Here is a 25,244-nt window from a genome sequence, read left to right as displayed (position 1 = left end):
AATTCGTTGCCTATAAGCCGCCACATAGACCGAACGGGCGGGCACGACGCGAAAGTGGACGTTCCCGTTGCAGCGGCAACAAGGGGTTAGGGGTAGATGAGGCTATGAAAAAGGTGAGATCGCTCATTCTGGCCGGCTTGCTGGCAATGGCACCGGCAACGGTGATGAGCCCGATGGCATTGGCGCAGGAGAATGTCGCCGCTGCCGCCCCCGCTGCTGACAATGCAGCTATATCGACCGAATCACCCGACAATGCGACGGCCCCTGCGGCCGAAGCCGCGCCCGCCGCCAAGGTCGCCGCGCCGCCGCGGATGAAGCCGACCGAAGGCATTGGCATGCCCAAGCCCGGCGAGATCACGCTGCAGGAGCAGTTCACCTCCACCGGCCACACCGCGCGCTGGCTGCACGACAAGATGCTGCTGCCGCTCATCACCATCATCTCGGTCTTCGTGCTGCTGCTGATGCTCTATGTGATGGTGCGCTATCGCCGCTCCGCCAATCCGGTGCCGTCCAAGACCTCCCACAACACCGTCATCGAAGTGGTGTGGACGCTGGTCCCGGTCCTCATCCTGCTGGTGATCGCGATTCCCTCGATCGGCCTGCTGGCCGACCAGTATAAGCCCGCGCCCAAGGATGCGCTGACCGTGAAGGTCACCGGCTATCAATGGTATTGGGGCTATGAATATCCCGACAACGGCATCCCCGAATTCGTGTCGAACATGCTGCCCGAGGACAAGGCGAAGGAAAATGGCGAGCCCTATCTGCTCGCGCCCGACAATCGCCTGGTCCTGCCGGTCGGCCGCCCGGTCAAGCTGATCATCACCGGCGCCGACGTGATCCACAGCTTTGCCGTGCCTTCGCTCTGGGTGAAGATGGACGCCGTGCCCGGACGCCTGAACGAGAAGAGCTTCACCATCGAGAAGCCGGGCGTCTATTATGGCCAATGTTCGGAACTGTGCGGCGCGCGCCACGGCTTCATGCCGATCGCGATCGAGGCGCTGCCCCCGGCCCAGTTCGACCAGTGGGTCCAGTCGCAGGGCGGCACGCTGAAGGGCGCAGCGGCGGAGAAGACGGCTGAAGCCGCTGCCGCTACTGCTGAAAAGAAGATCTGAGGGGTAGGAACGTCATGACCACCATCACCGCCGACCATCATGGCGACCATGCCCATGATCATCATGATGCCGACCACAAGCCGGCCTTCTTCCAGCGCTGGTTCATGTCCACCAACCACAAGGACATCGGCACCCTCTATCTGATCTTCGCGATCATGGCCGGCCTGATTGGCGGCGCCATTTCCGGCCTGATGCGCATGGAATTGCGCGAGCCGGGCATCCAGTTCCTGCATATCTGGGCGCAGTGGAGCGACGGTCCCGCCGCGACGCTGGACCAGGCCTATCACCTCTGGAACGTGCTGATCACCGCCCATGGCCTCATCATGGTCTTCTTCATGGTGATGCCCGCGATCATCGGCGGCTTTGGCAACTGGTTCGTGCCGATCATGATCGGCGCGCCGGACATGGCCTTCCCGCGGATGAACAATATCAGCTTCTGGCTGCTCATCCCCGCCTTCCTGCTGCTGCTTGGCTCCACCTTCGTGCCCGGCGGCACCGGCAATGGCGCGGGCACCGGCTGGACCGTCTATGCGCCACTGTCGACCAGCGGGTCGGCCGGCCCGGCCGTCGACATGGCGATCCTGTCGCTGCACATCGCGGGCGCTAGTTCGATCCTGGGCGCGATCAACTTCATCACCACCATCCTCAACATGCGTGCGCCGGGCATGACCCTGCACAAGATGCCGCTGTTCGTCTGGTCGGTGCTGGTCACCGCCTTCCTGCTGCTGCTGGCGCTGCCGGTGCTGGCCGCTGCGATCACCATGCTGCTGACCGACCGCAATTTCGGCACCACCTTCTATGATGCGGCCGGTGGCGGCGATCCCGAACTCTACCAGCATCTCTTCTGGTTCTTCGGCCACCCCGAAGTCTATATCATGATCCTGCCGGGCTTCGGCATCGTCAGCCAGATCGTCTCGACCTTCAGCCGCAAGCCGGTGTTCGGCTATCTCGGCATGGCCTATGCCATGGTCGCGATCGGCGTGGTCGGCTTCGTCGTCTGGGCGCACCACATGTTCACCACCGGCATGTCTGTGAATGTGAAGATGTATTTCACCGCCGCCACCATGGTCATCGCGGTGCCGACCGGCATCAAGATCTTCTCGTGGATCGCGACCATCTGGGGCGGGTCGATCAGCTTCAAGACGCCGATGGTATGGGCGCTGGGCTTCATCTTCCTGTTCACCGTGGGCGGCGTGACCGGCGTGGTGCTGGCCAATGGCGGCGTCGATGACGTGCTGCACGACACCTATTATGTGGTCGCGCACTTCCACTATGTGCTCTCGCTGGGCGCGGTCTTCTCGCTGTTCGCGGGCTTCTATTACTGGTTCCCGAAAATGACGGGGCGCATGTATAATGAAGTGCTGGGCCAGCTCCATTTCTGGGTCTTCTTCATCGGCGTGAACCTGCTGTTCTTCCCGATGCACTTCCTGGGCCTGAGCGGCATGCCGCGCCGTTATCCCGACTATCCCGAGGCGTTCGCCTATTGGAACAAGATCGCGACCCACGGCTATGAGATCATGGCGGTCGGCGTGCTGATCTTCCTGGTCAACGTCTTCTGGTCGCTGTTCGCCGGCAGACGCGCTGAGGGCAATCCCTGGGGCGAAGGCGCGACGACGCTGGAATGGACGCTGACCAGCCCGCCGCCCTATCACCAGTTCGAGACCCTGCCGGTCATCGACTGATCGCCATGCGGGTGCCCGGCCTGGACCGGGCACTCCGTCCCCCTGCGGCGGAGCAGATGGGTAGGACCGTCTGTCCATTTGCCGGAATCGGTCAGGGCCTGTATGGGGCGCCGGCTGATCGAAGAGGAGTTTATGGCCAGTTCGCCGCTTTCGTCCGGGGCTAATGCCCCCGTCCTGCCCGCTCATTGGCGCGATTTCGTCGCGCTGACCAAGCCGCGCGTGATGACGCTTGTGGTGTTCACGGGCCTGTGCGGGCTGCTCGCCGCGCCCGGCCATATCCATCCGGTGCTGGGCTTTACCGCGATATTGTGCATCGCGCTGGGCGCCGGCGCGGCCGCCGCGCTCAACCAGTGGTGGGAAGCCGACATCGACGCCAAGATGAAGCGCACCGCCAGCCGGCCGCTGCCCGCCGGGCGGATGGAGCGGCAGACGGCGCTGCATTTCGGCGTCGGCCTGTCCTTCTTCTCGGTGATCCTGATGGGGATGGCGACCAACTGGCTCGCCGCTGCGGTGCTGACCGTCTCGATCCTCTTCTATGTCTTCATCTATACCATCTGGCTGAAGCCCCGGACGGCGCAGAATATCGTCATCGGCGGCGCGGCCGGCGCCTTCCCGCCGGTGATCGGCTGGGCGGCGGTGACGGGCGACATCACCGCGCTGCCGATTGCGCTGTTCATGCTGATCTTCTTCTGGACGCCGCCCCATTTCTGGGCGCTCGCGCTGTTCGTGAAGACCGATTATGCCGCCGCCGGCATTCCGATGCTGCCCGTGGTTTCGGGCGAGGTCGTGACCCGGCGCCAGATCCTCTTCTACACCTTCATCATGGCGGTTGCGGCGCTCGCCCCGGTCGCGCTGCACCTGACCGGCGCGATCTATGGCACGGCGGCGCTGGTCGGCACCGCGATCTTCGCGGCCATGGCCTTCCAGGTCTATCTGCGCCGCGAGACCGATCCCGCGCGCATGGCGCCGGAAAAGCGGCTGTTCAAATATTCGATCCTCTATCTTTTCCTGCTGTTCGGGGCAGTGGTCGTCGACCGCTGGCTGCTGGCATGACCTCGGAAGAAAAGGGGCCAGATCAGGATCAGGTGCGCGCGCGGCAAAAGTCCCGTGCGCTGGTGACCGGGCTGCTGCTCGGCTTCCTTGCCATCCTCTTCTTCGCCATCACTTTGGCGAAGATCGGCGCGAGCCATAATATCTGATGGCCTCGCTCCCGCCCTCGCCCTTTGACCGCGACCGCCGCAACCGGCGGACGCTGGTGGCGATGGCGGGCATCGGCCTGGCGATGCTTGCCCTCGGTTTCGCCTCGGTCCCGCTCTATCGCATCTTCTGCCAGACCACCGGCTTTGGCGGCACGACCCAGCGCGCGGCAGCCGATGTGAAGCTGACCCCGGTGGCCGGGCGGACCATGTCGATCCGCTTCGATTCCAATGTCCAGCCCGGCATGCCCTGGGAATTTCGGCCCGAACATCGCACCGACACGGTGACCGTGGGCGCCCGCGACATGGCGATTTTCATTGCGAAGAACCTGTCCGACAAGCCGGTGACCGGCACCGCCAGCTTCAACGTCACGCCGACCCAGGCCGGCGCCTATTTCACCAAGATCCAGTGTTTCTGCTTCACCCAGCAGACGCTGCAGCCCGGTGAGGAAGTGCGCATGCCGGTGATCTATTATGTCGATCCCAAGATATTGCAGGATCCCGACAACAAGGACACGCAGCAGATAACGCTCAGCTACACCTTCTATCCTGTTGAGCAGGGGAAGCAGCCAAGCTAAGCTGACGAGAATAACCGAAAAACAGGGAAGAGGTAGAAACCGTCATGGCAGGCGCCAAGAACCACGATTATCATATCCTTCCGCCCAGCATCTGGCCGCTGTTCGGCTCGATGTCGGCGCTGGTGATGGCGATGGGCGCGATCATGTGGATGCATCCCGACGCGATGCCTGCCGGCGGTGGCTGGATCTTCCTGATCGGTGTGGCCGGTGTCCTCTTCACCATGTTCAGCTGGTGGAGCAATGTGATTGCCGAGGCGCATGCCGGCGATCATACCCCGGTGGTCCAGCTGCATCTGCGCTATGGCATGATCCTGTTCATCGCGTCGGAAGTCATGTTCTTCGTCGGCTGGTTCTGGGCCTTTTTCGACTTCTCCCTCTTCCCCAGCGAACTGGCGCCGATCGAGGGGATGTTCCCCTCCAAGGGCATCGAGGTGATGAACGCGTTCGAGCTGCCCTTGCTCAACACGCTGATCCTGCTCTGCTCGGGCACCACCGTCACCTGGGCGCATCATGCGCTGATCCACGGCGATCGCGAAGGGCTGAAGAAGGGCCTGTGGTGTACGGTGATCCTGGGTGCGCTGTTCAGCTGCATTCAGGCCTATGAATATATGCACGCGCCGTTCCCGTTCGGCGGTTCGCCCTATAGCTCGGCCTTCTACATGGCGACCGGCTTCCATGGCTTCCACGTGCTGGTCGGCACCATCTTCCTGGTCGTGAACCTGATCCGCGCCTATAAGGGCGACTTCACCCCGCGCCAGCATTTCGGCTTTGAAGCGGCCGCCTGGTACTGGCATTTCGTCGACGTGGTGTGGCTGTTCCTGTTCGCCGCCATCTATGTCTGGGGCGGCTGGGGTGCGCCGATCCACGGCGGCTGATGGTTCAAGCATGACGGCGAAGGCGACAGGCATGGACCTGCTTGCGGCCTCCGCCCGCGGCCTTTGCCCCCGTTGCAGCGCACCGACCCTGTTCGAAGGGCCGGTGCGTTTTGCGTCGGCCTGTCGCCAGTGCGGGCTGGACTATGGCCAATATAATGTCGGCGACGGGCCGGCGGCTTTCCTGACGCTGATCATCGGCGCGGTCATGGTCGCGCTGGCGCTGACGCTGGAACTGACGGTCCATCCGCCGCTATGGCTGCACCTGCTGCTATGGGCGCCGTTGACCGCCGGCGCCGTGGTCGGCAGCCTGCGCATTGCCAAGGGCGCGCTGCTGACGGTCGAATATCGCAAGGATGCCCGCGAGGGGCGGGTGGTGGAGAAGAAGGACGCATGAGCGGACGGCGCATCCCGATTGTCCCGACCCTGCTGGTCTGTGTCGCGATCGTAGTCATGATCGCGCTCGGCATCTGGCAGTTGCAGCGCCGGGGCGAGAAGGAATCCATGCTGGCGCTGGCCGCCAGCAATGTGTCGCGCTCGGCCGTCGCCTTCCCCAAAATGCCGCCGGTGCCCGACGAACTGCTGTTCCGCCCGTCCTCGGTCCATTGCCTGCGCGTCGTCGGCTGGCAGGTGGAGGCCGGGCGCGCCGCCGACGGATCGACCGGCTATCGCCATATCGCCCAATGCGCGACCGGCGCCGAAGGGCCGGGCGCGCTGGTCGCGGTCGGCGTCGGCCAGAAGCCGGATGACAAGCCGGCCTGGACCGGCGGACAGGTCGAAGGCTGGATTTCGCAGGAGCCCGATCATCGCTCGCTGCTGTCGCGCGCCAGCGGCAAGACCATGCCACTGCGGCCGATGCTGGTCGCGCGCGCCGCGCCGCCGGGCCTGAAACCCATGGCGCCGCCCAGCACCGCCGACGTGCCCAACAATCATCTCGCCTATGCGGTGCAATGGTTCATTTTTGCCGCGTTGGCAGCAATAATCTATCTGCTTGTCCTGCGTCGGCGCAATGCGGAGCCGCCAAGGCCGTCGTAAACACTTGCCCCGGCGCGCCCGCGTCGCTACCGCGCTTTCCCATTATGCAATATGTCAGCACCAGGGGAAGCGCACCGGCGCTCGGTTTTGAAGATGTCACGCTGGCGGGCCTGGCGTCCGACGGCGGGCTTTATGTGCCGGAGAGCTGGCCGCAATTTTCCGCTGCCGACATTCGCGCGCTCGCTGGTCTTTCCTATGTCGAAACCGCCGTGCGCGTCATGGCGCCGTTCGTCGCCGGATCGCTGAGCGAAGAGGAACTGCGTGACCTCTGCGCCGCCGCCTATGGCCGGTTCAGCCATGACGCGGTGACGCCGCTGGTGCAGCTCGACAATCGCCACTGGATGCTGGAGCTGTTCCATGGTCCGACCCTGGCGTTCAAGGATGTCGCGCTCCAGCTGCTCGGCCAGCTGTTCGAGCGCTTCCTGTCGCGCCGCGACGACCATCTGACCATCGTCGGCGCCACATCGGGCGACACCGGTTCGGCCGCGATTGACGCGGTCGCCGGCCGCGAGAAGGTCGACATCTTCATGCTGCATCCCGAGGGCCGCGTGTCCGACGTGCAGCGCCGCCAGATGACCACGGTGCTGGCGCCGAACGTTTATAACATCGCGATCGACGGCAGCTTTGACGATGCGCAGGCGCTGGTGAAGCGCATGTTCAACGATGCGGATTTCAAGGCGCGCTTCAACCTGTCGGCGGTGAACAGCATCAACTGGGCGCGGCTGATGGCGCAGGTCGTCTATTATTTCTACGCTGCCGTGCGGCTGGGCGCGCCCGATCGCCCTATCGCCTTCTCGGTGCCGACCGGCAATTTCGGCGATGTCTTCGCCGGCTATGTCGCGTCGAAAATGGGCCTGCCGGTCGCCAGGCTGGTGGTCGCCACCAACGTCAACGACATATTGCACCGCGCCCTGTCGGAGGGCGACTATAGCCAGGGCCAGGTCGTGCCGACCGCCACGCCCAGCATGGACATTCAGGTCAGCTCCAATTTCGAGCGGCTGCTGTTCGATGCCGGCGGCCGGGACGGCATCGCGCTCGCCCAGCAGATGCAGGGTTTCGAGGCGAGCAAGGCGATGCGCCTCACCAATGCCCAGCGCGAAGGTGCGGCCAACCTGTTCACCTCCGCCCGGATCGATGCCGATGGCATGACCATGGCGATGCGCTGGGCGTTCGACGCCGCCGGGCAGGTGATCGATCCGCACAGCGCCATCGGCCTTGCCGCCGCGCGCGAGGCGGACATCGACCCGTCGATCCCGGTGGTGACGCTGGCGACGGCCCATGCCGCCAAGTTCCGCGACGCGGTGGAACGGGCGACCGGCACGCGGCCGCCGCTGCCCGCACGGGTCGGCGACCTGTTCGCGCGCGAGGAAAGCTATGCCAAGCTGCCCGGCACGTTCGAGGCGGTGACCGCCTATGTCGCGGAGCGGGCGACGCCGCGCGGCTGATCGCGGGTTGATCCCCTCTCGACAGGAGCGGCGCAAGAGACGATGAGGCCGGAATGGAACTCAAGACTCTCATCGGCGAACCCTGGTCCGACTATGGCCTGATCGACTCGGGCAACGGCCGCAAGCTCGAACGCTATGGCCGTTTCCGCTTCATCCGCCCCGAACCGCAGGCGATGTGGGCGCCGGCGACCGAAGATTGGCGCGCCGACGGCGAATTCATCCCCGGCTCTGACGAGGATGGCGGCGGCCGCTGGTATTATGACAAGCCGGTCCCGGCCGAAGGCTGGCCGCTGCACTGGAAGGAAGTGACCTTCCAGTCGAGCTGCACCCCCTTCCGCCATCTCGGCTTCTTCCCCGACATGGCGCCGGTGTGGGATTTCATGCGCGCCAGCACCGCCGACAAGCCCGAGGCCGAGGTGATGAACCTGTTCGGCTATACCGGCGTGGGCACGCTGGGCATGTCGGCGGCCGGCGCCCGCATGGTCCATGTCGATGCGTCGAAGAAATCGGTGGCGCAGGCGCGGGCGAACGCTGACCTGTCGGGCATGGGCGACCGGCCGATCCGCTGGATCGTCGAGGATGCGGCCAAGTTCGTCGCGCGCGAAGTGCGGCGTGGCCGCCGCTATGACGGCATATTGCTCGACCCGCCCAAATATGGCCGCGGCCCCGACGGCGAAGTCTGGCGCCTGGAGGAGGATCTGCCGGGCCTCATCGCCAATTGCCGCCAGTTGCTCGACGCCGACAGTCGCTTCCTGTTCCTCACCGTCTATGCGGTGCGCATGTCGGCGCTGGCGATCGGCGAATTGCTGCGCCAGGCCTTTGCCGACCTGCCCGGCGAGGTCGAGGCGGGCGAACTGACCGTGCGCGAGGAGGCCCGCGGCCTGCTGCTCCCCACCGCCATCTGGGCGCGCTGGAAGCGGTAAACGGAAGGGCGAGGCCTATAAACCCTCTCCCGCAGGCGGGAGAGGGCTTTCAGCTGCGCGCTTGGCTATTTCCCGACCTTGATCTCGAACAGCTTGGGCCAGTTCTTGCCGGTGATGAAGACGCGGTCGCTCTTCGCATCATATGCGATGCCGTTGGCGACGGCTTCGCCGTCGGTGACGCCGGCCTGCTTGCGCAGCGGGGCGACGTCGATCCAGTCGATTACACCGCCGCTGCGCGGGTCGATCCGGGCGATCTTCGTGTCGTACCAGACATTGGCCCAGATCTCGCCCTTGACCCATTCCAGTTCGTTGAGCCGATCGACCGCGCGGCCGTTCCAGGTGACGGTGATGCGGCGCTGTTCGTTCAGCGTCTCGGGATCGAGGAAGCGCAGTTGCGCGCTGCCGTCGCTCATGATGATCGACCGGCCATCCTGGGTCAGGCCCCAGCCTTCGCCTTCATAGCGGAAGGTGGAGAGGGGCGAGAAATCGTCCAGTTTCCAGACGAAGCCCTGGCGGTGGCGCCAGGTCAGGCTGACCAGCTTGTCGCCCCAGTTGACGATGCCCTCGCCGAAATAGGGCTGCTCGACCACGCGGCGCTGCTCGACCTTGCCGGTCTTGAGCGCGACCTTGCGAATCTCCGACTGGCCTTCGAGGCCGGTGCTCTCATAAAGCGCGCCGTCGAGGTAGAAGAGGCCCTCGGTGAAGGCCGCCGGGTCATGCGGATAGGCCTTGACCAGTGTCCAGGGCGTTTCCGCCCGCGCCGGCATGGTCAGGGTGAAGGCGCAGGCAAGCGCCAGCAGCCATTGCCTCATTCGGCGGCCTGCGCGGCGATCGCGGTGGCGAGCCAGGCGGGCAGGGTGGCGGGGTCGATCGCCTCCACCCGTTGCAGTTCGATCGACAGATTGAGGTCGGGCAGGGCGGCGCGCTGGCGCTTCTCGTCGGCCTGCTCCAGCGGCACCGCGACCAGCCGCCGGTTCACCTTGTTGCGATAATGCATGCGGGCGGTGTTTTCCTGGCCGACATAGCAGCCCTTGTCATAATCGACGCCGTGCAGTTCCTCGGCATTGGTTTCCAGCCACAGCGTCTGGTCCTGCCCCAGTTCCGCCGCGCCTTCGAACACCCCAAGCGACAGCCGATGCGCGCGGAACGCGGCGGAGGCGTCGCCATCGCTCGCCGGCGCCAGCCAGCGCGCGCCCAGGTCTGGCAGGCGCGGGTCGCGCGGCTTGTCGGCCGCATCGATCGCCCAATGCACCGCCAGCGACTCATCGCGCGCGATCACCACCTTGCGCCGCAGCCGGTAAAGGGTCAGCCGCTTCGCCAGCGCATCGGCCTGCGCCGCCTCGCAGTCGATCAATATATCGCCGTCGTCGCCCCACAGGATGAAGTCGAACAGCGCCTTGCCCTGCGGCGTCAGCAGCGCGGTCCAGCGCGCTTCGCCGTCTTTCAGCGTCAGCACGTCGCGGGTCAGCAGCCCCTGCAGGAAGGGACGCGCCTCTTCGCCGGAAATGCGCAGCACCGCGCGGTCGGTAAGGGTGGTATCGGTCATCGGCTTTAGGTAGGACGGCGGCACGACTTCGCCAAGCGGTTCGCGCGAACAGCAGACAGGAATATCGCCATGACCCAGACCTTCGACATGATCCTCAAGAACGGCACCGTCCATACGCCGGGCGGCGCGGAGCAGGTGGATGTGGGCGTGCGCGGCGGCAAGATCGTCGCCATCGGCACCAGCCTGGGCGATGCGGGCGAAGTGATCGACTGCACCGGCCTCGACGTGCTGCCCGGCTGCATCGACAGCCAGGTGCATTTCCGCGAGCCGGGGCTGGAATATAAGGAGGATCTGGAATCGGGCAGCCGCGCCGCGGTGCTGGGCGGCGTCACCGCCGTGTTCGAAATGCCCAACACCAATCCCAATACCGACACCGCCGAGCGGGTGCATGACAAGCTGAAGCGCGCCCATCACCGCATGTGGTGCGACCATGCCTTCTATGTCGGCGCGACGGCGGAAAATGCCGAGCAGTTGAAGGAACTGGAGCGCATTCCCGGCACCTCGGGCGTCAAGATCTTCATGGGCGCGTCGACCGGCAGCCTGCTGGTGGATGATGACAATGCGCTGGCCCGCGTGCTGGCGTCGGGCACCCGCCGCGTTGCCATCCATGCCGAGGACGAGACGCGGATGAACGCGCGCAAGGATTATCGGGTCGAGGGCGATCCGTCCTCGCATCCCGTGTGGCGCGACGATGAAAGCGCGATGATCGCGACGAAGCGGATCATCGCGCTCGCCCGCAAGGCGCGCCGCCGCATCCATATCCTGCACGTCACCACCCCGGCGGAGCTGGAATATATCGGCCAGAACAAGGATGTCGCGACCTGCGAAGTCACGCCGCAGCATCTGACCCTGGCCGGCGAGGATGCCTATCCGCGCCTGGGCACCTATGCCCAGATGAACCCGCCGATCCGCAGCGCGGCGCATCGCGACGGCCTGTGGTTCTGGCTCAACCAGGGCGTGCCCGACGTGCTGGGCAGCGACCATGCGCCGCACACGATCGAGGAAAAGGCCAAGACCTATCCCGCCTCGCCCAGCGGCATGCCGGGCGTGCAGACGCTGGTGCCGCTGCTGCTCAACCATGTCGCCGAAGGGCGGCTGACGCTGCGCCGCTTCATCGAACTGACGTCTTCGGGGCCGCAGCGCGTGTTCGGCCTGACCTGCAAGGGGCGCATCGCGCTCGGCTATGATGCCGACTTCACTGTGGTCGACCTCAAGAAGAAATGGACCGTCGGCAAGGACTGGCTCGCCTCGCGCTGCGACTGGTCGCCGTTCGACGGCATGGACCTGACCGGCAAGGCGATCGGCACCATCATCCGTGGCAACCGCGTGATGTGGGAAGACAGCCTGGCCAATCAGGCGGTCGGCGAGCCGGTCCGGTTCGAGGCCACCGAATTCAACTGATCGGGATTATGCCGTCGCCAGCCGGTTGCGGCGGGCGGCGGCATAGCTGTCGCTGGCGAAGAGGATGAGGCCGAGCCAGATCAGGCCGAAGCTCAGCATCTGCCCCCGGCTCAGCGTCTCGCCCAGCAGCACCACGCCGCACAGGAATTGCAGCGTCGGCGCCAGATATTGCAGCAGTCCCAGCGTCGCCAGCGGCAGGCGCTGGGCGGCGGTGGCGAACAGCACCAGCGGCACGGTGGTGACGCCGCCGGCCAGGATCAGCAGGCCGGTGGTCGGCACGTCCTGGCCAAAGCTGATGCCGCCATGGCCAGCCAGCCAGACAAGATAGCCGATCGCGGGCGCGACCAGCAGCAGCGTCTCGACGCCCAGGCCGGTCATCGGCGCGACCGGGGTGAGCTTGCGGATCAGGCCATAAAGGGCGAAGCTGATCGCCAGCGCCAGGCTGATCCACAGGGTGGTGAGCGCAGCGGCGGCCAGGATGGCGACGCCGATCGCGGCGATCGCGATCGCCAGCATCTGTCCGCGCCGCAGCCTTTCCTTGAGTATGACGACGCCCAGGCCCACGCTGACCAGCGGGTTGAGGAAATAGCCCAGGCTGCAGGCGACGACATGGCCATCATTGACCGCCCAGACATAGACCAGCCAGTTGATCGCGATCATTACCGCCGATGCCGCCAGCGGCAGGACCAGCCGGGGCGTGCGCAATGCCGCGACGAAAGCCGCCAGTCCCTTGCGCGCGGCCAGCAGCACCAGGATCAGGATGACCGACCAGATCACCCGCTGGGTCACGATCTCGATCGGGTCGACATGATGCAGCAGGCGGAAGAAGAGCGGCAGCATCCCCCAGATGCTGTAAGTGCCGATCGCGGCGATGACGCCCTTGCGGGCTTCGCTTTCCGCTATGGTCACAGGATTCCGCCGCCCAGGAACAGGCGCAGCGCGCCGAAGGCGGCGACGATCAGGCAGAAATTCTGCCCGCCCTTTTTCGACGACATCAGGCCGATGAAGGCGCCGAACAGGGCCATCGGCACCAGCAGCCAGTTGAGCGCGCCGAGCAGCGGAAACACCGCCGGGATCATCAGGACAAGGGTGACAAGACCGATCAGGGCTGACAGAAGGTTGAGCATAGTCCGACTGATGGCGGCTTTGCTGTCCCGGAACAAGACAAGCGACCATGCCACCCGGCAGAAACTGGCCCTGCGATGGGGTAGGGGCGTCTATGCACCCTGAATGCGAACGGAAAGTCCCGCTATCCGTTCTATGTGCCGGGTTATGAAGGAGCGAGGCGGATGGCGATTTCCCGACAAGTTGGTGCGATGGCGTTGCTGCTGGCGCTCGCGGCCTGTGGCAAGGGCGGCAAGGACGGCAATCTTGCCGCGCTGGACGACCAGTTGACCAACAATGCCGCGGACCCGGCGGTCAAGGGCGCGCTGGCCGATGATATCGTCGTCGATCCCAATCTGGTCGGCCAGTCGAACCGCAATGCCGTGCGCAGCGCCGATCGTGCCGCCAATGGCGCACTGCCGGTGCTGAGCGGCGACGCCGGCAAGGCGCAGGCGGAAGCGGCCAAGCTGGTCGGCGGCAAGCTGCTCTCCGCGCCCGCACCGGTCAGCGGGCCGATCAAGAACAGTCCGATGACGCTGGGCGGGCTGGCGCGCGAACAGGCGCAACTGGGCGGCGGCGGCAATGCCGGCTGCGCCAAGAAGCTGGTCTATGGCATGCAATGGGCCAGCCGCATGCCCGATCCCTTCACCCTCTATCCCGGCGCGCAGCTGACCGAGGCGGCGGGTGCGGAGAAGGACGGCTGCACCCTGCGCGCGGCGAGCTTCGTGACGGCGGTGCCCAAGCAGGGCGTGATCGATTATTATTATACCCAGGCGCGCCGCGCCGGCTTCGATGCGGAACATCGCATCGTCGAGGGCGACAATGTGCTGGGCGGCACGCGCAAGGCCGATGGCAGCGCCTATTTCATCGTCTTCACCAATGCGCCGGGCGGCAAGACCGGCGTCGACATCATCGCCGATCACGGTCGATAAAAGGGGGCCATAAGGGGGAGAGGGCATCGCCCCCCTTTGCTGAACTGGAGCGCTTTGTTTCCAAAACGGAAACGATCTGTCGTCCTTTTGCCGGCTACAAGCCCGACCCGTGCATCGCTACATCCCCTGCAACAACAGGTGGGATCAAGGCGATGCAACACTCCGTCTTCAACCGGGCCGATACGGCCAATGACAATGTCGGCGAACCCTTTGACGCGCAGGAGCGCCAAGTGCTCTGGCTGGCCGACAGCGATCCGGCCAGTTCCGTGCCTTCGGTCCGCGCGCCGCTCGGCCGGTTGCGCAGCTTCCTGCGGGGGCCGGAGCCGACCTACACCTTGGCCAATCCGCGGCTCGAAACGCTGCGCCAGAGCGCGATCATCCTGCGCACCGGCCGGTCGCTGACCGGCGAGGAGCTGGACGCGTTCGATGCGGCGGGTTTCTCGCGCGAGCAGCTCGACCTGCTGCGCGTGCTCTACATGACCGGGGATGCCCGGCGGGCGGTGGTCCGTGCGGCCTGATCCTTCCGGCAGCGCGTTGCGCCAGCCGCCGATGCAGGCGCTGGAGATGTTGCGCGCATTCCATCTGGCGCATCCGCGTGTCGTCACGCGGCTGGCGCTGTTCTTCCTGATCCTGTTCGTGGAGATGGCCTTGTTCAGCGGCATCAACGGCATGGTCGATGATCTGCTGGTATCCTTCGTGGCGACGGTGGCGGCGTCGCTCTTGTTCCTGCCGATGATGGTCAGCGGCCAGGCGCGGTGATTGCGGATGCCGCGCCCGGCTGGCGCCAGCCGGGCGGAGCGTGTAGCACCGGTCCGACGCGGCAGGAGAGCGGACGGGACGGCGCCATGGATCTGGATGATTTGCGCAGCTTTGCCCAGGTCGTGCGCCATGGCGGCTTCAGCGCGGCGGAGCGTGCCACGGGCGAACGCAAGGCGAAGCTCAGTCGCCGGGTTGCGCGGCTGGAACAGGTGTTGGGCGTCCGCCTGATCGAGCGATCGACCCGCAATCTGCGCGTGACCGATGTCGGCCGCGAAATCTATCGCCAGTGCGAGACGATCGCCGAGGGGATCGACGCCACCCAGGCGATTGCCGCGCGCGCCCGGTCACAGATCAGCGGCAATCTGCGCATCGCCTGCCCGCCGGGGCTGGCCCGCTATCTGCGCACCGATGTCTTTGCCCGGTTCCTGCTACTCTATCCCGACGTGCATCTGGAAATGCATATCAGCAGCCAGCGGATCGACCTGATCCAGGAACGGTTCGATGCCGCTTTTCGCGTGGATATCGACACCGTGCATGATCAGGCGCTGACGATGCATCAGCTGGGGCGGCTGGACCGCATCCTGGTGGCCGCGCCGGCGGTGGCGGCGCAGGGTGCGGCAACGACCATCGCCAGCCTTGCCGACCTGCCGACGCTGAGCGTGGGCGAGCATGTCGAACATGATGAATGGCTGTTGATGAACGGGCAGGGGCGACAGCATGTCGTCGCCCATCATCCCCGCTTCTGCAGCAATGATTCAGCGACGGTGCGCGATGCGGCAGTGGCCGGGCTGGGCGTGGCGCTGCTGTCGTCAGCGGCCTGTTCGGTCGAGCTGCAACAGGGACGGCTGGTGCATGTCCTGCCCGACTGGCGGACCAGCGAGGGCATCGTCCATGTCCTCTTCACCGCACGCACCGGCATGTCGCCGACCCTGCGCGCGTTCATCGACTATGTCGCGGAAAGCTTTCCGTCGCTGACGGGTAGCACGCTGGCCTGAACGGCCTTCAGCGCAAGCCGGCTTCCTTGGTCAGGCTGTACAGCCCGCCGACGATCAACCCGAGCGCCAGCATGTGCGCCGAAAATTCGAAAACAATATCAACCATAATCGATCCCCACCGATTGGAAGCGATCCTTGTGCGGCAGGGCGCCTAACAAGCCGTTAATGCTGATGGGAAAGAAGAGGCGTGCTTGACGCTGTTCTGCGCCGACAATAGCATTCCGTCCCACGCAGGTATGGTGTTGGGAGACATGTGTCCATGGAGGATATCGCCCAGGAACGTGGCCCCGGCTATCGTTACTCGCGGCGTGCCACCCTGCCGCTGATCCGGCAATTGTCGGTCGTGCCCAACTGGCGCAACGCGCTGCTGCTGGCGCTGCAATGGGCGGTGATGATCGCCGCCTGCGTGATCGCTATCCGGGTCGATCGCTGGCCGGCCTATCTGATCGCCGGCATCGTCATCGGCACGCGGATTCAGGTTCTGGCGGTGATGATGCATGAGGCCTGTCACGGGATGCTGTTCAGCAACCGGCGCGTCAACGACCTGATCGGCGACCTGTTCGTTGCCTATCCGCTGGCGCTGAGCATCGATCTCTACCGCGTCGCCCATATGGTGCATCATCGCCATACCAACACGATGCGCGACTATGATTATCGGGTGCAGCGCAAGGATGCCGACCAGCATTTCCCGAAAAGCGGGCGTGCCATGGTCGTGCTGTTGCTGCGCAGCCTGTCCGGCCTGAACTATTATCGGGCGGCGCGGGCGGCGCGAATCTGGTCGCCGTTGTCCAATTTTCACAATCCGATGCGCTTCGGCTTCGATTTCCGGCTGGCGCTGCGCGTCCGCTACATCGTCTGGGCGGTGCTGGTCTATGGCGCGATCCTGTGGTCGCCCTGGCGCTGGCAGATATTGGGGCTGTTCATGATTCCCCAGTTCATCTGGGCCAATGTGTTCAACCGGTTGCGGGCGATGGCGGAGCATAATGGCGTCACGGACGAGACGGAAATACGCGGCACGCGCACCGTCATCCCGACCCTGATCGACCGGATACTGATCGGGCCGCTCAATGTCAGCTATCATCTGGAACATCATCTGTTCCCGTCGGTGCCCTGGCATAATCTGCGCCGGTTGCACCGGCATCTGATGGCATCCGATCCGCTCTATGCGCGCGATGCGCATGTCACGCAGGGCTATTGGGGGGTGATCCGCGAACTGATGCCACCGCCCGCGGTCAGCGGTCCCGATCGGCAGCAGGTTCCGGTCGAGGCGAACCCATAACCCCAAGTGCGGGGATGAATCAGGGAATGACCAGTTCCATCCCCGCCTTCACCCGGTTGAGCGCCAGATAGCTGTGATAGCTGGCGACCGATTCATTTTCCGCGAACAGGCGGCGGGTGATCGCTTCGTAACTGCGCATGTCGGGCGCGACGATCAGCATGATGAAGCTGCGGCCGCCGGTGACATAATAGCATTGCTGCACTTCGGGCGCGTCGCGGAACAATTGCTTGGCCTTGTCGACGCGCGCCGCCTTTTCATCGACCAGATTGACCTCGACGATCGATGTGACGCCCAGGCCCACCTGATCGGGATCGACGATCGCGACATTGCGCACGATCACGCCGCTGCGCTCCATCACGGCGATGCGGCGCTGCACGGCGGCGGTCGACAGGTTGACCGCCTCGGCAATTGCGCGCTGGGGCATGCGGGTGTCGCGCTGGATCAGGCGCAGAATCGCCCGGTCGAAATCGTCGATCTTGGTGGTCTGGCTCATGAAATGAGTAATTGTTGCATTTGACCGGTCAATCAAGAGCGCCTTTCTCATGTCGATGATGATATTTCCCGTCACCTGAATTTTCGACAGGCGGAATGCGAGCATGAACCAGTCACGAGCATCCGGCGCGATCCTGGCCGGCATCTTTTGCGGCATGGGGGCGGGGGCGCTCTGGGGCCTCGTCTTCCTGGCGCCCGAGATCGTGCCGGGCTTCAGTCCGCTGGAGCAGGCGATCGGTCGTTATCTGGCCTATGGGCTGATGTCCGTGCTGCTGGTCGCGCCGCGCTGGCGGGCGATCCGGCCGCTGCTGACGCCGCGCATATTGTGGGCGCTGGCCTGGCTCGCGCTGGCGGGGAACCTCTTTTATTATGTGCTGCTGGTGAGCGCGGTGCAGATGGGCGGCATCGCCATGACCTCACTGGTGGTCGGCTTCCTGCCGGTGGCGGTGACCATCGTCGGCAGCCGGCAGGCGGGCGCGGTGCCGCTGCGGCATCTGGCGCCGTCGCTGCTGCTCTGTGTCGCGGGTGCGCTGTGCATTGGCTGGCAGGCGATCGTCATGCCGGGCGGGGGCGCGGTGGCAACGCGGATCATCGGTTTTGCCTGCGCGGTCGGCGCGCTCATTTCCTGGACCGCCTTTGCGATCGGCAATGCCCATTGGCTGCGGCGGATGGACGGTATCACGTCGCAGGACTGGAATTTCCTGATCGGCCTCGCCACCGGGGCGCAGGCGCTGCTGTTCCTGCCGTTGGTGCCGTGGCTCGGCAGTGGCACGCATGACGCGGCCGACTGGACCCGCTTTGCGGCTGTCGTGATCGCTGTCGCCCTGTTCGCCTCGATCGTCGGCAATGCGCTGTGGAATCGCATGACCCGGCTGCTGCCGCTCACCATGGTGGGACAGATGATCCTGTTCGAAACCGGCTTTGCCCTGCTCTATGGTTTCCTGTGGGAAGCGCGGCTGCCGACGCCTTTGGAGGGCACGGCATTCGTGCTGGTGATCCTCTCGGTGCTGAGCTGCATCGCCGCCCATCGCCGTCCCGTCCCGGCAGAGGCCGGCATCGCCGCCTGAATGCGTCCTTTCCCCTTTGGCGGAATCGCGATAGGGCGAAAATCATGACCAATATCTTCCTTGTTATGGGCGGCGGCGCGGTTGGCGCGGCGCTGCGCTATCTGCTGGGGCGGTTCGCCGGGCAGATGGCGCCCGGCGCGGCCTGGCCCTGGGGCACTTTTGCCGCCAATCTGATCGGCGGTTTCGCCATGGGGCTGCTCGCCGGATGGCTGGCGCGTGGCAGCACGGCGTCGGGCGAACCGATGCGGCTGCTGCTCGGCGTCGGCGTGCTGGGCGGTTTCACCACCTTTTCCTCCTTCAGCCTGGAGACGATGCTGATGATCGAGCGCGGCCAGATCGGCCTGGCGCTTGGCTATGCGCTCTTCTCGCTGGTCGGCGCGGTGGCCGCGCTGGCGCTGGGTCTCACGGTTATGCGGAGTGTTGCGGCATGAAGGGGCGTCCTCCCGGCAAATCCGGCGGTCCGGCACGGGGCGGCAAGCCCGGCGGTAGCAAGCCAGCAGGGCGCAGCGGCGCGCCCGGTCGCGCCCGCGGCGGCGCCAAGGCGGCGAGCGCGCGCAAGCAGGATGGCGACCGGCCGTTCAAGTCAGGCGGCAAGCCCGGCACCAAGTCAGTGGGCAAGCCCCGCACCAAAGCCCCCGTCGCCAAGGCGGCCGCACCGGCCCCGGCGGTCGCGGCCAAGCCCAATCCGGCCAAGGGCGTCAGCCTGGACGTGCGGCAATATCGCGTGCAGGCCGATGACGATGGCATCCGCCTCGACCGCTGGTTCCAGCGGCATCTGCCCGATGTCGGTTTCAACATCGTGTCGCGCTGGTCGCGTACCGGCCAGTTGCGTGTCGATGGCGCCCGCGCCGCGCCGGGCGACCGCATTGCCGAAGGCCAGATGATCCGCGTGCCGCCGGCCGAGCCCAAGGTGGCGGCGGCCGACAAGCCCAAGCGCGTCCGCGTCATCGACCTGACCGAGGACGAGATCGCCTATGTCCAGGACATGGTGATCCACCGCGACAAGCAGGCGATCGTCATCAACAAGCCGCCGGGCCTCGCCACCCAGGGCGGGACCAAGACCGACGAGCATGTCGACCGTCTGCTCGACGGGCTGATCTTCGACGCGGAATCCCGGCCCAAGCTGGTCCATCGCCTCGACAAGGATACGTCGGGCGCGCTGCTGCTCGCCCGCTCCAGCCGCTCGGCCGCGCATTTCGCCAAGGCATTTTCCAGCCGCACCGCGCGCAAGGTCTATTGGGCGATCGTCATCGGCGTGCCCAGCATCGACGATGGCATGATCGAACTGCCGATCACCAAGCAGCCGGGCACCGGCGGCGAGAAGATGCATGTGGACGAGGAAGAGGGCCTGCCCGCCCGCACCCGCTATCGCGTGATCGAACGGGCCGGCAATCGCGCCGCCTGGGTCGAGTTGCAGCCCTATACCGGCCGCACCCACCAGTTGCGCGTCCATATGGCGGCGATCGGCCACCCGCTGGTCGGCGACGGCAAATATGGCGGCAAGGACAGTTTCCTGTCCGGGTCGATCAGCCGCAAGATGCACCTCCATGCCCGTCGCATCCGCGTCGACCATCCCGATGGCGGCCGCATCGACATGAAGGCGGAACTGCCCGAACATTTCCTCAACAGCCTGATCGCGCTCGGCTTCGACCTGTCGCTGGGCGATATGCCGCTGGATGACGAGATCGACCGGACGCCGACCCGCGAGGACGAGAAGAAGGCGGCCCGCGCCCATGCCAAGCAGATCCGCAAGGGGCGCCGCGGCGAACGGCGTGGTCGCGGCGAGAAATAAGGGGCGGGGGCATGAGCAACCGCCTTGCCGTCTTCGATTGCGACGGCACGCTGGTCGATAGCCAGCACAGCATCTGCACCGCGATGGCCCATGCCTTCGAGGGCGAGAAGCTGGTGCCGCCCGATCGGCTGGCGATCCTGTCGATCGTCGGCCTGTCGCTGCCCCATGCGATGGCCCGGCTGCTGCCCGATGCGGAGCCGGACTATCATCAGTTGCTGACCGATCGATACAAGGCGGCCTTCCACGCCCTGCGCAGCGCCAATGCCGTGTCCGAACCGCTCTATCCCGGCATGGCAGACCTGGTGCGGGCACTGGACGGCGATGGCTGGCTGCTGGGCGTCGCTACCGGCAAGTCCGATCGCGGCCTCAACCTGTGTCTTGCCCATCATGACCTGGCGCAGCATTTCGTGACCCTGCAGACCGCCGATCGCCACCCGTCCAAGCCGCACCCTTCGATGCTGCTGCAGGCGATGGCGGAGGCGGGCGCGGTGCCCGAAACCACGGTGATGATCGGCGATACCCATTTCGACATCGACATGGGGCTGGCCGCTGGCACCCGCGCGATCGGCGTCGGCTGGGGCTATCATGCGCCAGCCGAACTGGTGCAGGCCGGCGCCCATGCGGTGGCGATGGACAGCGACGAGTTGCGCCGCCATATCGACGCGCCATGAACGACATGCCTCCCATCCCGCCGGTCGACCCGGAGAAGATCGCGCGCCAGCGCCATTTCGCGCTTGGCCTGTTCCGCCTGTCGGGTGCCTTCCTCGTCATGTTCGGTTTCCTCGCCATCATGCAGCGCTTTGCCTGGGTGCAGGGCGACAAGGCCAAGGCGTTCGGCCTGATCATGGTCGTCGCCGGCCTGTTCCAGTTCATCATCGTGCCGCGCCTGATGCTGGCCCTGTTCAAGCGGAGCCGCCCGTGAAGCGTTTCTACAAGGATGTGACGGTCGAGCCGGTCGAGGGCGGCTTCGCGATCCGGCTGGATGGCCGCCCGGTGCGTACGCCGGCCCGTGCCGAACTGGCGCTGCCCAATGCGGTGCTGGCCGAGGCGGTGGCGCAGGAATGGCGCGACCAGGGCGAAACGGTCGATCCGGCGACCATGGCCTTTACCGGCCTTGCCAATGCGGCGATCGACCATATCGCCGGCAACCGCGCGAAATTCGCCGCCGACATCGCCGAATATGGCGGTACCGACATGCTCTGCTATCGGGCCGAGGGGCCGGAGGCGTTCGTCGCGCGTCAGGCGGCCGCTTGGGATCCGCTGCTCGACTGGGCGCGCACCCGCTACGATGTCGCCTTCGTCACCACCCAGGGCATCATCCATGTTGCCCAGCCCGACGCGACGCTGGAACGGCTGGCGACGGCGGTGGACGGACTTGATCCCTTCACCCTGGCCGGCCTGTCGCGGCTGGTGACCTTGAGCGGCTCGCTGGTCTGCGGCCTGGCAGTGCTGGAAGAGGCCTTCGACGCGGATGCCGTATGGGAAGCGGCCGAGATCGACGAGCGCTGGCAGGCCGAACAATGGGGCGAGGATGCCGAAGCGCTGGCCCGTTCGGCGCGCCGCGCGGGCGAGTTTGCCGTGGGTCGAGCCTTTTGCGGGATGGCACGAGCCTAAGGGGCTGGGAACGGGACCGCTCGTTCGTTCATTCTTGTGTTGGCGGATGCCCTGACTGCATCCGCCACATTGGATCAACGACCAGGGAGACCCTGACCTTGCAGTCCCGCCTTTTGGTTCCTGCCTTTCTTGCCCTTTCCACCCTCGCCGCACCGGCCCTGGCACAGGATGCCCCCGCAGCCAGCGCTGCCCCCGCCGCCGGCCAGATGACCCCCGAACAGATCAACGCCTTCAACCAGGCGGTGACCGATTTCACCGCCGGCCAGACCGCGCTGCAGGCGGGCGACAATGCCACCGCCGCGACCAAATATGAGGCGGCGATGCCCGCCATCCGCACCGCGGTGGAAGTCGACCCGGCCAAGATCGACAATGTCAATTTCCTCGCCAACGCGCTTTATGCCGATGCCGCTGCCCAGGGCGCGCTCGGCAAGATGGACAAGGTGATCGCGCTCTATGGGGAATCGCTGCCGCACTGGCGCAAGGTGGTGGAGGCCAAGCCCGCCGATGCCACCAGCCGCAACATCCTGGCCGGTATCCTGATCCAGCTGGGCAACCAGAAGCTGGGCGCACAGGACAAGGCCGGCTCCGCGCCGCTCTATCAGGAAGCGCTGGGCCTGGCCCGCAAGTCGGCGGCGGCCAATGCGGCCGATTCGGTGACGAAGAACATCCTGCTGTCGGCGCTGATCGGCGCCAGCCAGGCGACCGACGATGCCGCGCTCAAGACCGAAGCGGCAACGATGAGCAAGGCGATGCTGGCCGACGGTTCGGTCGATGCGTCGAACAAGCCTGCCGCTCAGGCGCTGAGCGGCGTCAAGGCCGGCTGACGATGAAGATGAGGCCTCGCCCGGCGGTCCGGGCGGGGCCTTTGCCGGTCAGGCTTCGACCATGCCGGTAATCTTGTTTGCATAGACCATGCGGCCCGGCCCGAGCATGCCCAATACCTGCGGCACCATGTGGCGGGCGAGCGCGAAACAGCCCTCGCTGCGGCCGCACTTGCCCCAGGCGGCGACATGGTCCTCGCTGACATAGTCGGCGCCATGGATGACGATGGCGCGCATTTCGGCATTGTTGTTTTGCGGATCGAGCCCCGCCAGCCGCATCGACCGGCCATGCTGGCCATCATAAACGGTCAGCGTCTTGTAGGCGCCCGACGAGCTGGCGAGCGAATTGGGCTCGTTGGAAAAGCTCTGCAGCCAGCCCGAATGGCCCGGATCGGACCCGCGGCCGTGCGACACCAGATAGCTGTTGGCCTGGCCACCGATCAGGTCGACGATATGGAACCGAAATTCCTTCGACGGCGCGTTGAAGTCGGCGATCGCGATGCGGTCGCGCAAAGTGAAGTCGCGCGCATGCTGGTCGAGCGCGGCCTTCGCCTCCTCCAACAGCAGCGCATAGGGCTTGCGCGAAAAAATCGGTGCGGCCGATGGAGTCGCGGGAACCGGAGGGCGGTTCGCGGGTTCAGGCGCTACCGGAAGTGCGGCCTTGCCAACACTGTCGGTCAAAAACGAGAAGGCGAGTCCGCTCAAAGCGAACTTCGTGAATTTGCGGCGATCCATGTGCCGTCTATAACAAATCAACGCCCCCGCTCCAAGACGGGGGCGCCCTTCGTCACAGGCTGCTATTGCCCGCTTCGTCCGCTCCCTGGCTCCCCTCGCCGTTTTCGCGCAGGCGCGAGGTCATGCCGCTGGCTTCGGCATCATCCAGAATCTGCTGCTGTTCCGACACGGACGGCGGCGGTGCCGGAGTCGGGGTGACGACATTTTCCGGCTCGGGCGGCAGCGCTTCCGGCTCGTTCACGATGACATTCTCGACCGGCGGTTCGACCAGATTATTGGTCGCCGGGGCTTCCTCTTCCTTCTTGCCGCAGGCGGCAAGAAGCAGCGCGCCCGACAGGGCGGCGAAGGTCAGGGGGCGGGCAAAATGGCGCATGGGGATCAGTCCTTGGCTGCGGGGGCGGTCGAATTGACCGCAGTGGGGTCGACGCGGCGGCTGGAGGCCTCGATCTTCTGGGCCAGCAGCTTGTCCCAGTCATAGGGATCGGCGCGGAAGTTCATGGTGCCGTTGCTGCTGGCAAAGGCGGTCCAGTAGAGCAGATAGACCGCGACCTGCGAGGGCAGCGACACGCGCTGGGTCTTGTTGGTGTCGATCAGGCTCTGGATTTGGCCCGACAGGCTGGGATCGCTCGCCACCATCAGTTCGGCCAGCGATACCGGCTTTTCCAGGCGGATGCAGCCATGGCTGGCGAGCCGATCATAGCTGGAGAATTTCCCGCGCGAAGGCGTGTCGTGCAGATAGACGGCGAAGGGATTGTTGAAATCGAACTTCAGCCGGCCGAGCGCGCTGTTGGGACCGGCGGGCTGGACGATGCGCTCGCCGCCCTCGGGCGTCTTCACGATCTTGTAGCCCTGCTTGGCCAAGGTCGCGCGGCCCTTGGGAAACAATTCCTTCCTGGCGATCGACATCGGCACGTTCCAGGGCGGATTGACCACGATGGAATGGATGTTCGACGACAGCATCGGCGTCTGGTTGGTCGGGCTGCCGGTGACGGCGCGCATCGATGTGACGGGTTCGTCGCCCTGGAACACGGTCAGCACGGCGGCGGCGATGTTCACCTGGACGCGGTTGACCGGCAATTCGCGCGGCATCCAGCGCCAGCGTTCCATATTGGCCATGATCGCGGCGATGCGATCATCCACCGACACGTTGAGCGCGGTCAGGGTGCGCGCGTCGAGCAGGCCGGTGGGGTTGAGGCCATAGCGGCGCTGGGCGCGTTGCAGCGCGGCGGTCAGCGGCTCGCTGCCGGTGACGCTCTTGTCCTCCAGCGCCAGGCGGGCGCGCACGACATCGGCCGAGGCGCCGGCCGACAGGCTGGGCCAGCCGCCGGTGTCGCGGATCTTCTCATAGGTGGCGAGGCCCTTGCGCAGCCCGTCATAGCCCGAATAGGGCGGGGTCAGGCTGGCCGCCCATTGCGGCAGCCGATCCTCGGCAATCGCCTTGGCGAGCGAGGGGCGCGGATCGAAGGCCGCGGGGCGCAGCGCCCAGACCTCCAGGAAGTCGGCGGTATCGACCCGGCCGGTGCTGAGCGCGCGGCCGCGATCCAGCAATGCGTTCAGCAATTGCTGCCCGTGCATCGGCGCGGTCGGCTTGCTGCGCGCCATCAGCCCTTCGGCCATGCCGCTTTTCAGCCATTCATTCGCCCAGTCATCCTGCGCCTGCGACAGGGCGGGCAACGGCACGGGCGGGGGCATCACCGCCATCGGCGGTGGCAGCACGACCTGGCCGGCCGGCGGCGCGCTCTGGGTCGGTGTCATGGCCGGGGGCTGCGCGACGGCCGGGATGGCGGCGGCGGCCAGCAGGGGCAGGGCGAGGAAACGGATCAAATCGGGACGGTTCATGTTGGACCAGATAGCGCAAAGCGGC

General features: G+C 65.7%; 31 protein-coding genes. 23 read left to right on the top strand and 8 right to left on the bottom strand.

Annotation, left to right across the window (positions count from 1 at the left end):
- The first annotated feature begins 104 nt into the window (after nt 1-104).
- From coxB to ACI6S0_RS15445, 10 genes are all read left to right on the top strand, one after another.
- Complete coding sequence (gene coxB / locus ACI6S0_RS15490) at nt 105-1,112, top strand: cytochrome c oxidase subunit II (protein WP_037508389.1); 1,008 nt, start codon at nt 105-107, stop codon at nt 1,110-1,112.
- A 14-nt stretch (nt 1,113-1,126) separates the two neighbouring features.
- Nucleotides 1,127-2,794 carry a cytochrome c oxidase subunit I gene (gene ctaD / locus ACI6S0_RS15485; RefSeq protein ID WP_434403633.1) on the top strand — a complete coding sequence of 556 codons (1,668 nt, stop codon included), beginning with the start codon at nt 1,127-1,129 and terminating at the stop codon, nt 2,792-2,794.
- Nucleotides 2,795-2,926: 132 nt separating this feature from the next.
- Complete coding sequence (locus tag ACI6S0_RS15480; protein WP_026108937.1) at nt 2,927-3,847, top strand: heme o synthase; 921 nt, start codon at nt 2,927-2,929, stop codon at nt 3,845-3,847.
- The gene (locus tag ACI6S0_RS15475) at nt 3,844-3,993 is read left to right on the top strand and encodes a hypothetical protein (RefSeq protein WP_434403632.1); all 150 of its coding nucleotides are present in this window, start codon (nt 3,844-3,846) and stop codon (nt 3,991-3,993) included. The genes ACI6S0_RS15480 and ACI6S0_RS15475 overlap by 4 nt, the downstream gene beginning before the upstream one ends.
- Nucleotides 3,993-4,568, top strand: a complete 576-nt coding sequence (locus ACI6S0_RS15470) for a cytochrome c oxidase assembly protein (RefSeq protein WP_004208606.1) — start codon at nt 3,993-3,995, stop codon at nt 4,566-4,568. The genes ACI6S0_RS15475 and ACI6S0_RS15470 overlap by 1 nt, the downstream gene beginning before the upstream one ends.
- A gap of 44 nt (nt 4,569-4,612) precedes the next feature.
- Nucleotides 4,613-5,443 carry a cytochrome c oxidase subunit 3 gene (locus ACI6S0_RS15465; RefSeq protein ID WP_004208605.1) on the top strand — a complete coding sequence of 277 codons (831 nt, stop codon included), beginning with the start codon at nt 4,613-4,615 and terminating at the stop codon, nt 5,441-5,443.
- A 10-nt stretch (nt 5,444-5,453) separates the two neighbouring features.
- Complete coding sequence (locus ACI6S0_RS15460; RefSeq protein ID WP_434403631.1) at nt 5,454-5,837, top strand: DUF983 domain-containing protein; 384 nt, start codon at nt 5,454-5,456, stop codon at nt 5,835-5,837.
- Nucleotides 5,834-6,475, top strand: a complete 642-nt coding sequence (locus ACI6S0_RS15455; protein WP_434403630.1) for an SURF1 family protein — start codon at nt 5,834-5,836, stop codon at nt 6,473-6,475. The genes ACI6S0_RS15460 and ACI6S0_RS15455 overlap by 4 nt, the downstream gene beginning before the upstream one ends.
- 44 nt (nt 6,476-6,519) lie before the next feature.
- Nucleotides 6,520-7,920, top strand: a complete 1,401-nt coding sequence (gene thrC, locus ACI6S0_RS15450; protein ID WP_434403629.1) for a threonine synthase — start codon at nt 6,520-6,522, stop codon at nt 7,918-7,920.
- Nucleotides 7,921-7,973: 53 nt separating this feature from the next.
- Complete coding sequence (locus tag ACI6S0_RS15445) at nt 7,974-8,843, top strand: class I SAM-dependent methyltransferase (protein WP_017500086.1); 870 nt, start codon at nt 7,974-7,976, stop codon at nt 8,841-8,843.
- Nucleotides 8,844-8,908: 65 nt separating this feature from the next.
- Here the strand turns inward: ACI6S0_RS15445 and ACI6S0_RS15440 are convergent, their stop codons facing one another.
- Both ACI6S0_RS15440 and ACI6S0_RS15435 read right to left on the bottom strand, forming a co-directional pair.
- Nucleotides 8,909-9,655, bottom strand: a complete 747-nt coding sequence (locus tag ACI6S0_RS15440) for a glutaminyl-peptide cyclotransferase (protein WP_434403628.1) — start codon at nt 9,653-9,655, stop codon at nt 8,909-8,911.
- Complete coding sequence (locus tag ACI6S0_RS15435; protein ID WP_434403627.1) at nt 9,652-10,389, bottom strand: YgfZ/GcvT domain-containing protein; 738 nt, start codon at nt 10,387-10,389, stop codon at nt 9,652-9,654. The genes ACI6S0_RS15440 and ACI6S0_RS15435 overlap by 4 nt, the downstream gene beginning before the upstream one ends.
- Nucleotides 10,390-10,458: 69 nt before the next feature.
- Here ACI6S0_RS15435 and ACI6S0_RS15430 point away from each other — a divergent pair, with 69 nt between their 5' ends.
- Complete coding sequence (locus ACI6S0_RS15430) at nt 10,459-11,790, top strand: dihydroorotase (protein WP_037521186.1); 1,332 nt, start codon at nt 10,459-10,461, stop codon at nt 11,788-11,790.
- Nucleotides 11,791-11,796: 6 nt separating this feature from the next.
- On the opposite strand, the gene rarD is transcribed toward ACI6S0_RS15430, so the two are convergent.
- Nucleotides 11,797-12,699: an EamA family transporter RarD gene (gene rarD / locus ACI6S0_RS15425; protein WP_434403626.1), complete on the bottom strand. Its 903-nt coding sequence runs from the start codon at nt 12,697-12,699 to the stop codon at nt 11,797-11,799.
- Nucleotides 12,696-12,917, bottom strand: a complete 222-nt coding sequence (locus ACI6S0_RS15420; protein ID WP_004208594.1) for a hypothetical protein — start codon at nt 12,915-12,917, stop codon at nt 12,696-12,698. Before ACI6S0_RS15420 ends, rarD begins: the two co-directional genes overlap by 4 nt.
- Nucleotides 12,918-13,079: 162 nt before the next feature.
- Here ACI6S0_RS15420 and ACI6S0_RS15415 point away from each other — a divergent pair, with 162 nt between their 5' ends.
- The 5 genes from ACI6S0_RS15415 (at nt 13,080) to ACI6S0_RS15395 (ending at nt 16,859) form a co-directional block, all read left to right on the top strand.
- A complete protein-coding gene (locus ACI6S0_RS15415) occupies nt 13,080-13,826 on the top strand; it encodes a hypothetical protein (RefSeq protein ID WP_303762198.1) in 747 nt (248 codons plus the stop codon).
- Nucleotides 13,827-13,978: 152 nt separating this feature from the next.
- Nucleotides 13,979-14,344 carry a hypothetical protein gene (locus tag ACI6S0_RS15410; RefSeq protein WP_004208592.1) on the top strand — a complete coding sequence of 122 codons (366 nt, stop codon included), beginning with the start codon at nt 13,979-13,981 and terminating at the stop codon, nt 14,342-14,344.
- Complete coding sequence (locus ACI6S0_RS15405; RefSeq protein ID WP_434403625.1) at nt 14,334-14,585, top strand: hypothetical protein; 252 nt, start codon at nt 14,334-14,336, stop codon at nt 14,583-14,585. The genes ACI6S0_RS15410 and ACI6S0_RS15405 overlap by 11 nt, the downstream gene beginning before the upstream one ends.
- Before the next feature lie 86 nt (nt 14,586-14,671).
- Nucleotides 14,672-15,580, top strand: a complete 909-nt coding sequence (locus ACI6S0_RS15400) for a LysR substrate-binding domain-containing protein (protein ID WP_037508442.1) — start codon at nt 14,672-14,674, stop codon at nt 15,578-15,580.
- A gap of 259 nt (nt 15,581-15,839) precedes the next feature.
- A complete protein-coding gene (locus tag ACI6S0_RS15395) occupies nt 15,840-16,859 on the top strand; it encodes a fatty acid desaturase family protein (protein WP_434403623.1) in 1,020 nt (339 codons plus the stop codon).
- A 19-nt stretch (nt 16,860-16,878) separates the two neighbouring features.
- Here ACI6S0_RS15395 and ACI6S0_RS15390 read toward each other — a convergent pair whose 3' ends face one another.
- Nucleotides 16,879-17,457 carry an Lrp/AsnC family transcriptional regulator gene (locus ACI6S0_RS15390; protein WP_434403622.1) on the bottom strand — a complete coding sequence of 193 codons (579 nt, stop codon included), beginning with the start codon at nt 17,455-17,457 and terminating at the stop codon, nt 16,879-16,881.
- On the opposite strand from ACI6S0_RS15390, the gene ACI6S0_RS15385 reads away from it, so the two are divergent.
- From ACI6S0_RS15385 to ACI6S0_RS15355, 7 genes are all read left to right on the top strand, one after another.
- On the top strand, nt 17,456-18,418 hold the full coding sequence (locus ACI6S0_RS15385; RefSeq protein WP_434403621.1) for a DMT family transporter: 963 nt from the start codon (nt 17,456-17,458) through the stop codon (nt 18,416-18,418). The two genes, ACI6S0_RS15390 and ACI6S0_RS15385, sit on opposite strands and share 2 nt — an antisense overlap.
- Before the next feature lie 44 nt (nt 18,419-18,462).
- On the top strand, nt 18,463-18,849 hold the full coding sequence (gene crcB / locus ACI6S0_RS15380; protein WP_010339636.1) for a fluoride efflux transporter CrcB: 387 nt from the start codon (nt 18,463-18,465) through the stop codon (nt 18,847-18,849).
- The gene (locus tag ACI6S0_RS15375; RefSeq protein ID WP_434403620.1) at nt 18,846-20,210 is read left to right on the top strand and encodes an RluA family pseudouridine synthase; all 1,365 of its coding nucleotides are present in this window, start codon (nt 18,846-18,848) and stop codon (nt 20,208-20,210) included. The genes crcB and ACI6S0_RS15375 overlap by 4 nt, the downstream gene beginning before the upstream one ends.
- An 11-nt stretch (nt 20,211-20,221) precedes the next feature.
- Nucleotides 20,222-20,881, top strand: a complete 660-nt coding sequence (locus tag ACI6S0_RS15370) for an HAD-IA family hydrolase (protein ID WP_434403619.1) — start codon at nt 20,222-20,224, stop codon at nt 20,879-20,881.
- Entirely contained in the window at nt 20,878-21,132 is a 255-nt protein-coding gene (locus ACI6S0_RS15365) for a hypothetical protein (protein ID WP_434403618.1), read from the top strand. Before ACI6S0_RS15370 ends, ACI6S0_RS15365 begins: the two co-directional genes overlap by 4 nt.
- The gene (locus ACI6S0_RS15360; protein ID WP_434403617.1) at nt 21,129-21,824 is read left to right on the top strand and encodes an ATP12 family chaperone protein; all 696 of its coding nucleotides are present in this window, start codon (nt 21,129-21,131) and stop codon (nt 21,822-21,824) included. Before ACI6S0_RS15365 ends, ACI6S0_RS15360 begins: the two co-directional genes overlap by 4 nt.
- A gap of 98 nt (nt 21,825-21,922) precedes the next feature.
- Nucleotides 21,923-22,648, top strand: a complete 726-nt coding sequence (locus ACI6S0_RS15355; protein ID WP_434403616.1) for a hypothetical protein — start codon at nt 21,923-21,925, stop codon at nt 22,646-22,648.
- 48 nt (nt 22,649-22,696) lie between these two features.
- On the opposite strand, the gene ACI6S0_RS15350 is transcribed toward ACI6S0_RS15355, so the two are convergent.
- From ACI6S0_RS15350 to ACI6S0_RS15340, 3 genes are read right to left on the bottom strand one after another with little or no spacing between them, the layout of a single operon-like run.
- Complete coding sequence (locus ACI6S0_RS15350) at nt 22,697-23,380, bottom strand: murein L,D-transpeptidase catalytic domain family protein (RefSeq protein ID WP_010339641.1); 684 nt, start codon at nt 23,378-23,380, stop codon at nt 22,697-22,699.
- Nucleotides 23,381-23,432: 52 nt separating this feature from the next.
- Nucleotides 23,433-23,753, bottom strand: coding sequence for a hypothetical protein (locus tag ACI6S0_RS15345; RefSeq protein ID WP_004208577.1), 321 nt, complete (start codon nt 23,751-23,753; stop codon nt 23,433-23,435).
- 5 nt (nt 23,754-23,758) lie between these two features.
- Entirely contained in the window at nt 23,759-25,219 is a 1,461-nt protein-coding gene (locus ACI6S0_RS15340; protein WP_434403615.1) for a L,D-transpeptidase family protein, read from the bottom strand.
- Nucleotides 25,220-25,244: the final 25 nt, after the last annotated feature.

The sequence above is a fragment of the Sphingobium sp. DN12 genome, assembly GCF_051058005.1.
GTDB lineage: Bacteria > Pseudomonadota > Alphaproteobacteria > Sphingomonadales > Sphingomonadaceae > Sphingobium > Sphingobium yanoikuyae.
Note: the sequence above shows the minus strand (reverse complement) of the source record. Positions and strands in the feature narration are given on the sequence as shown.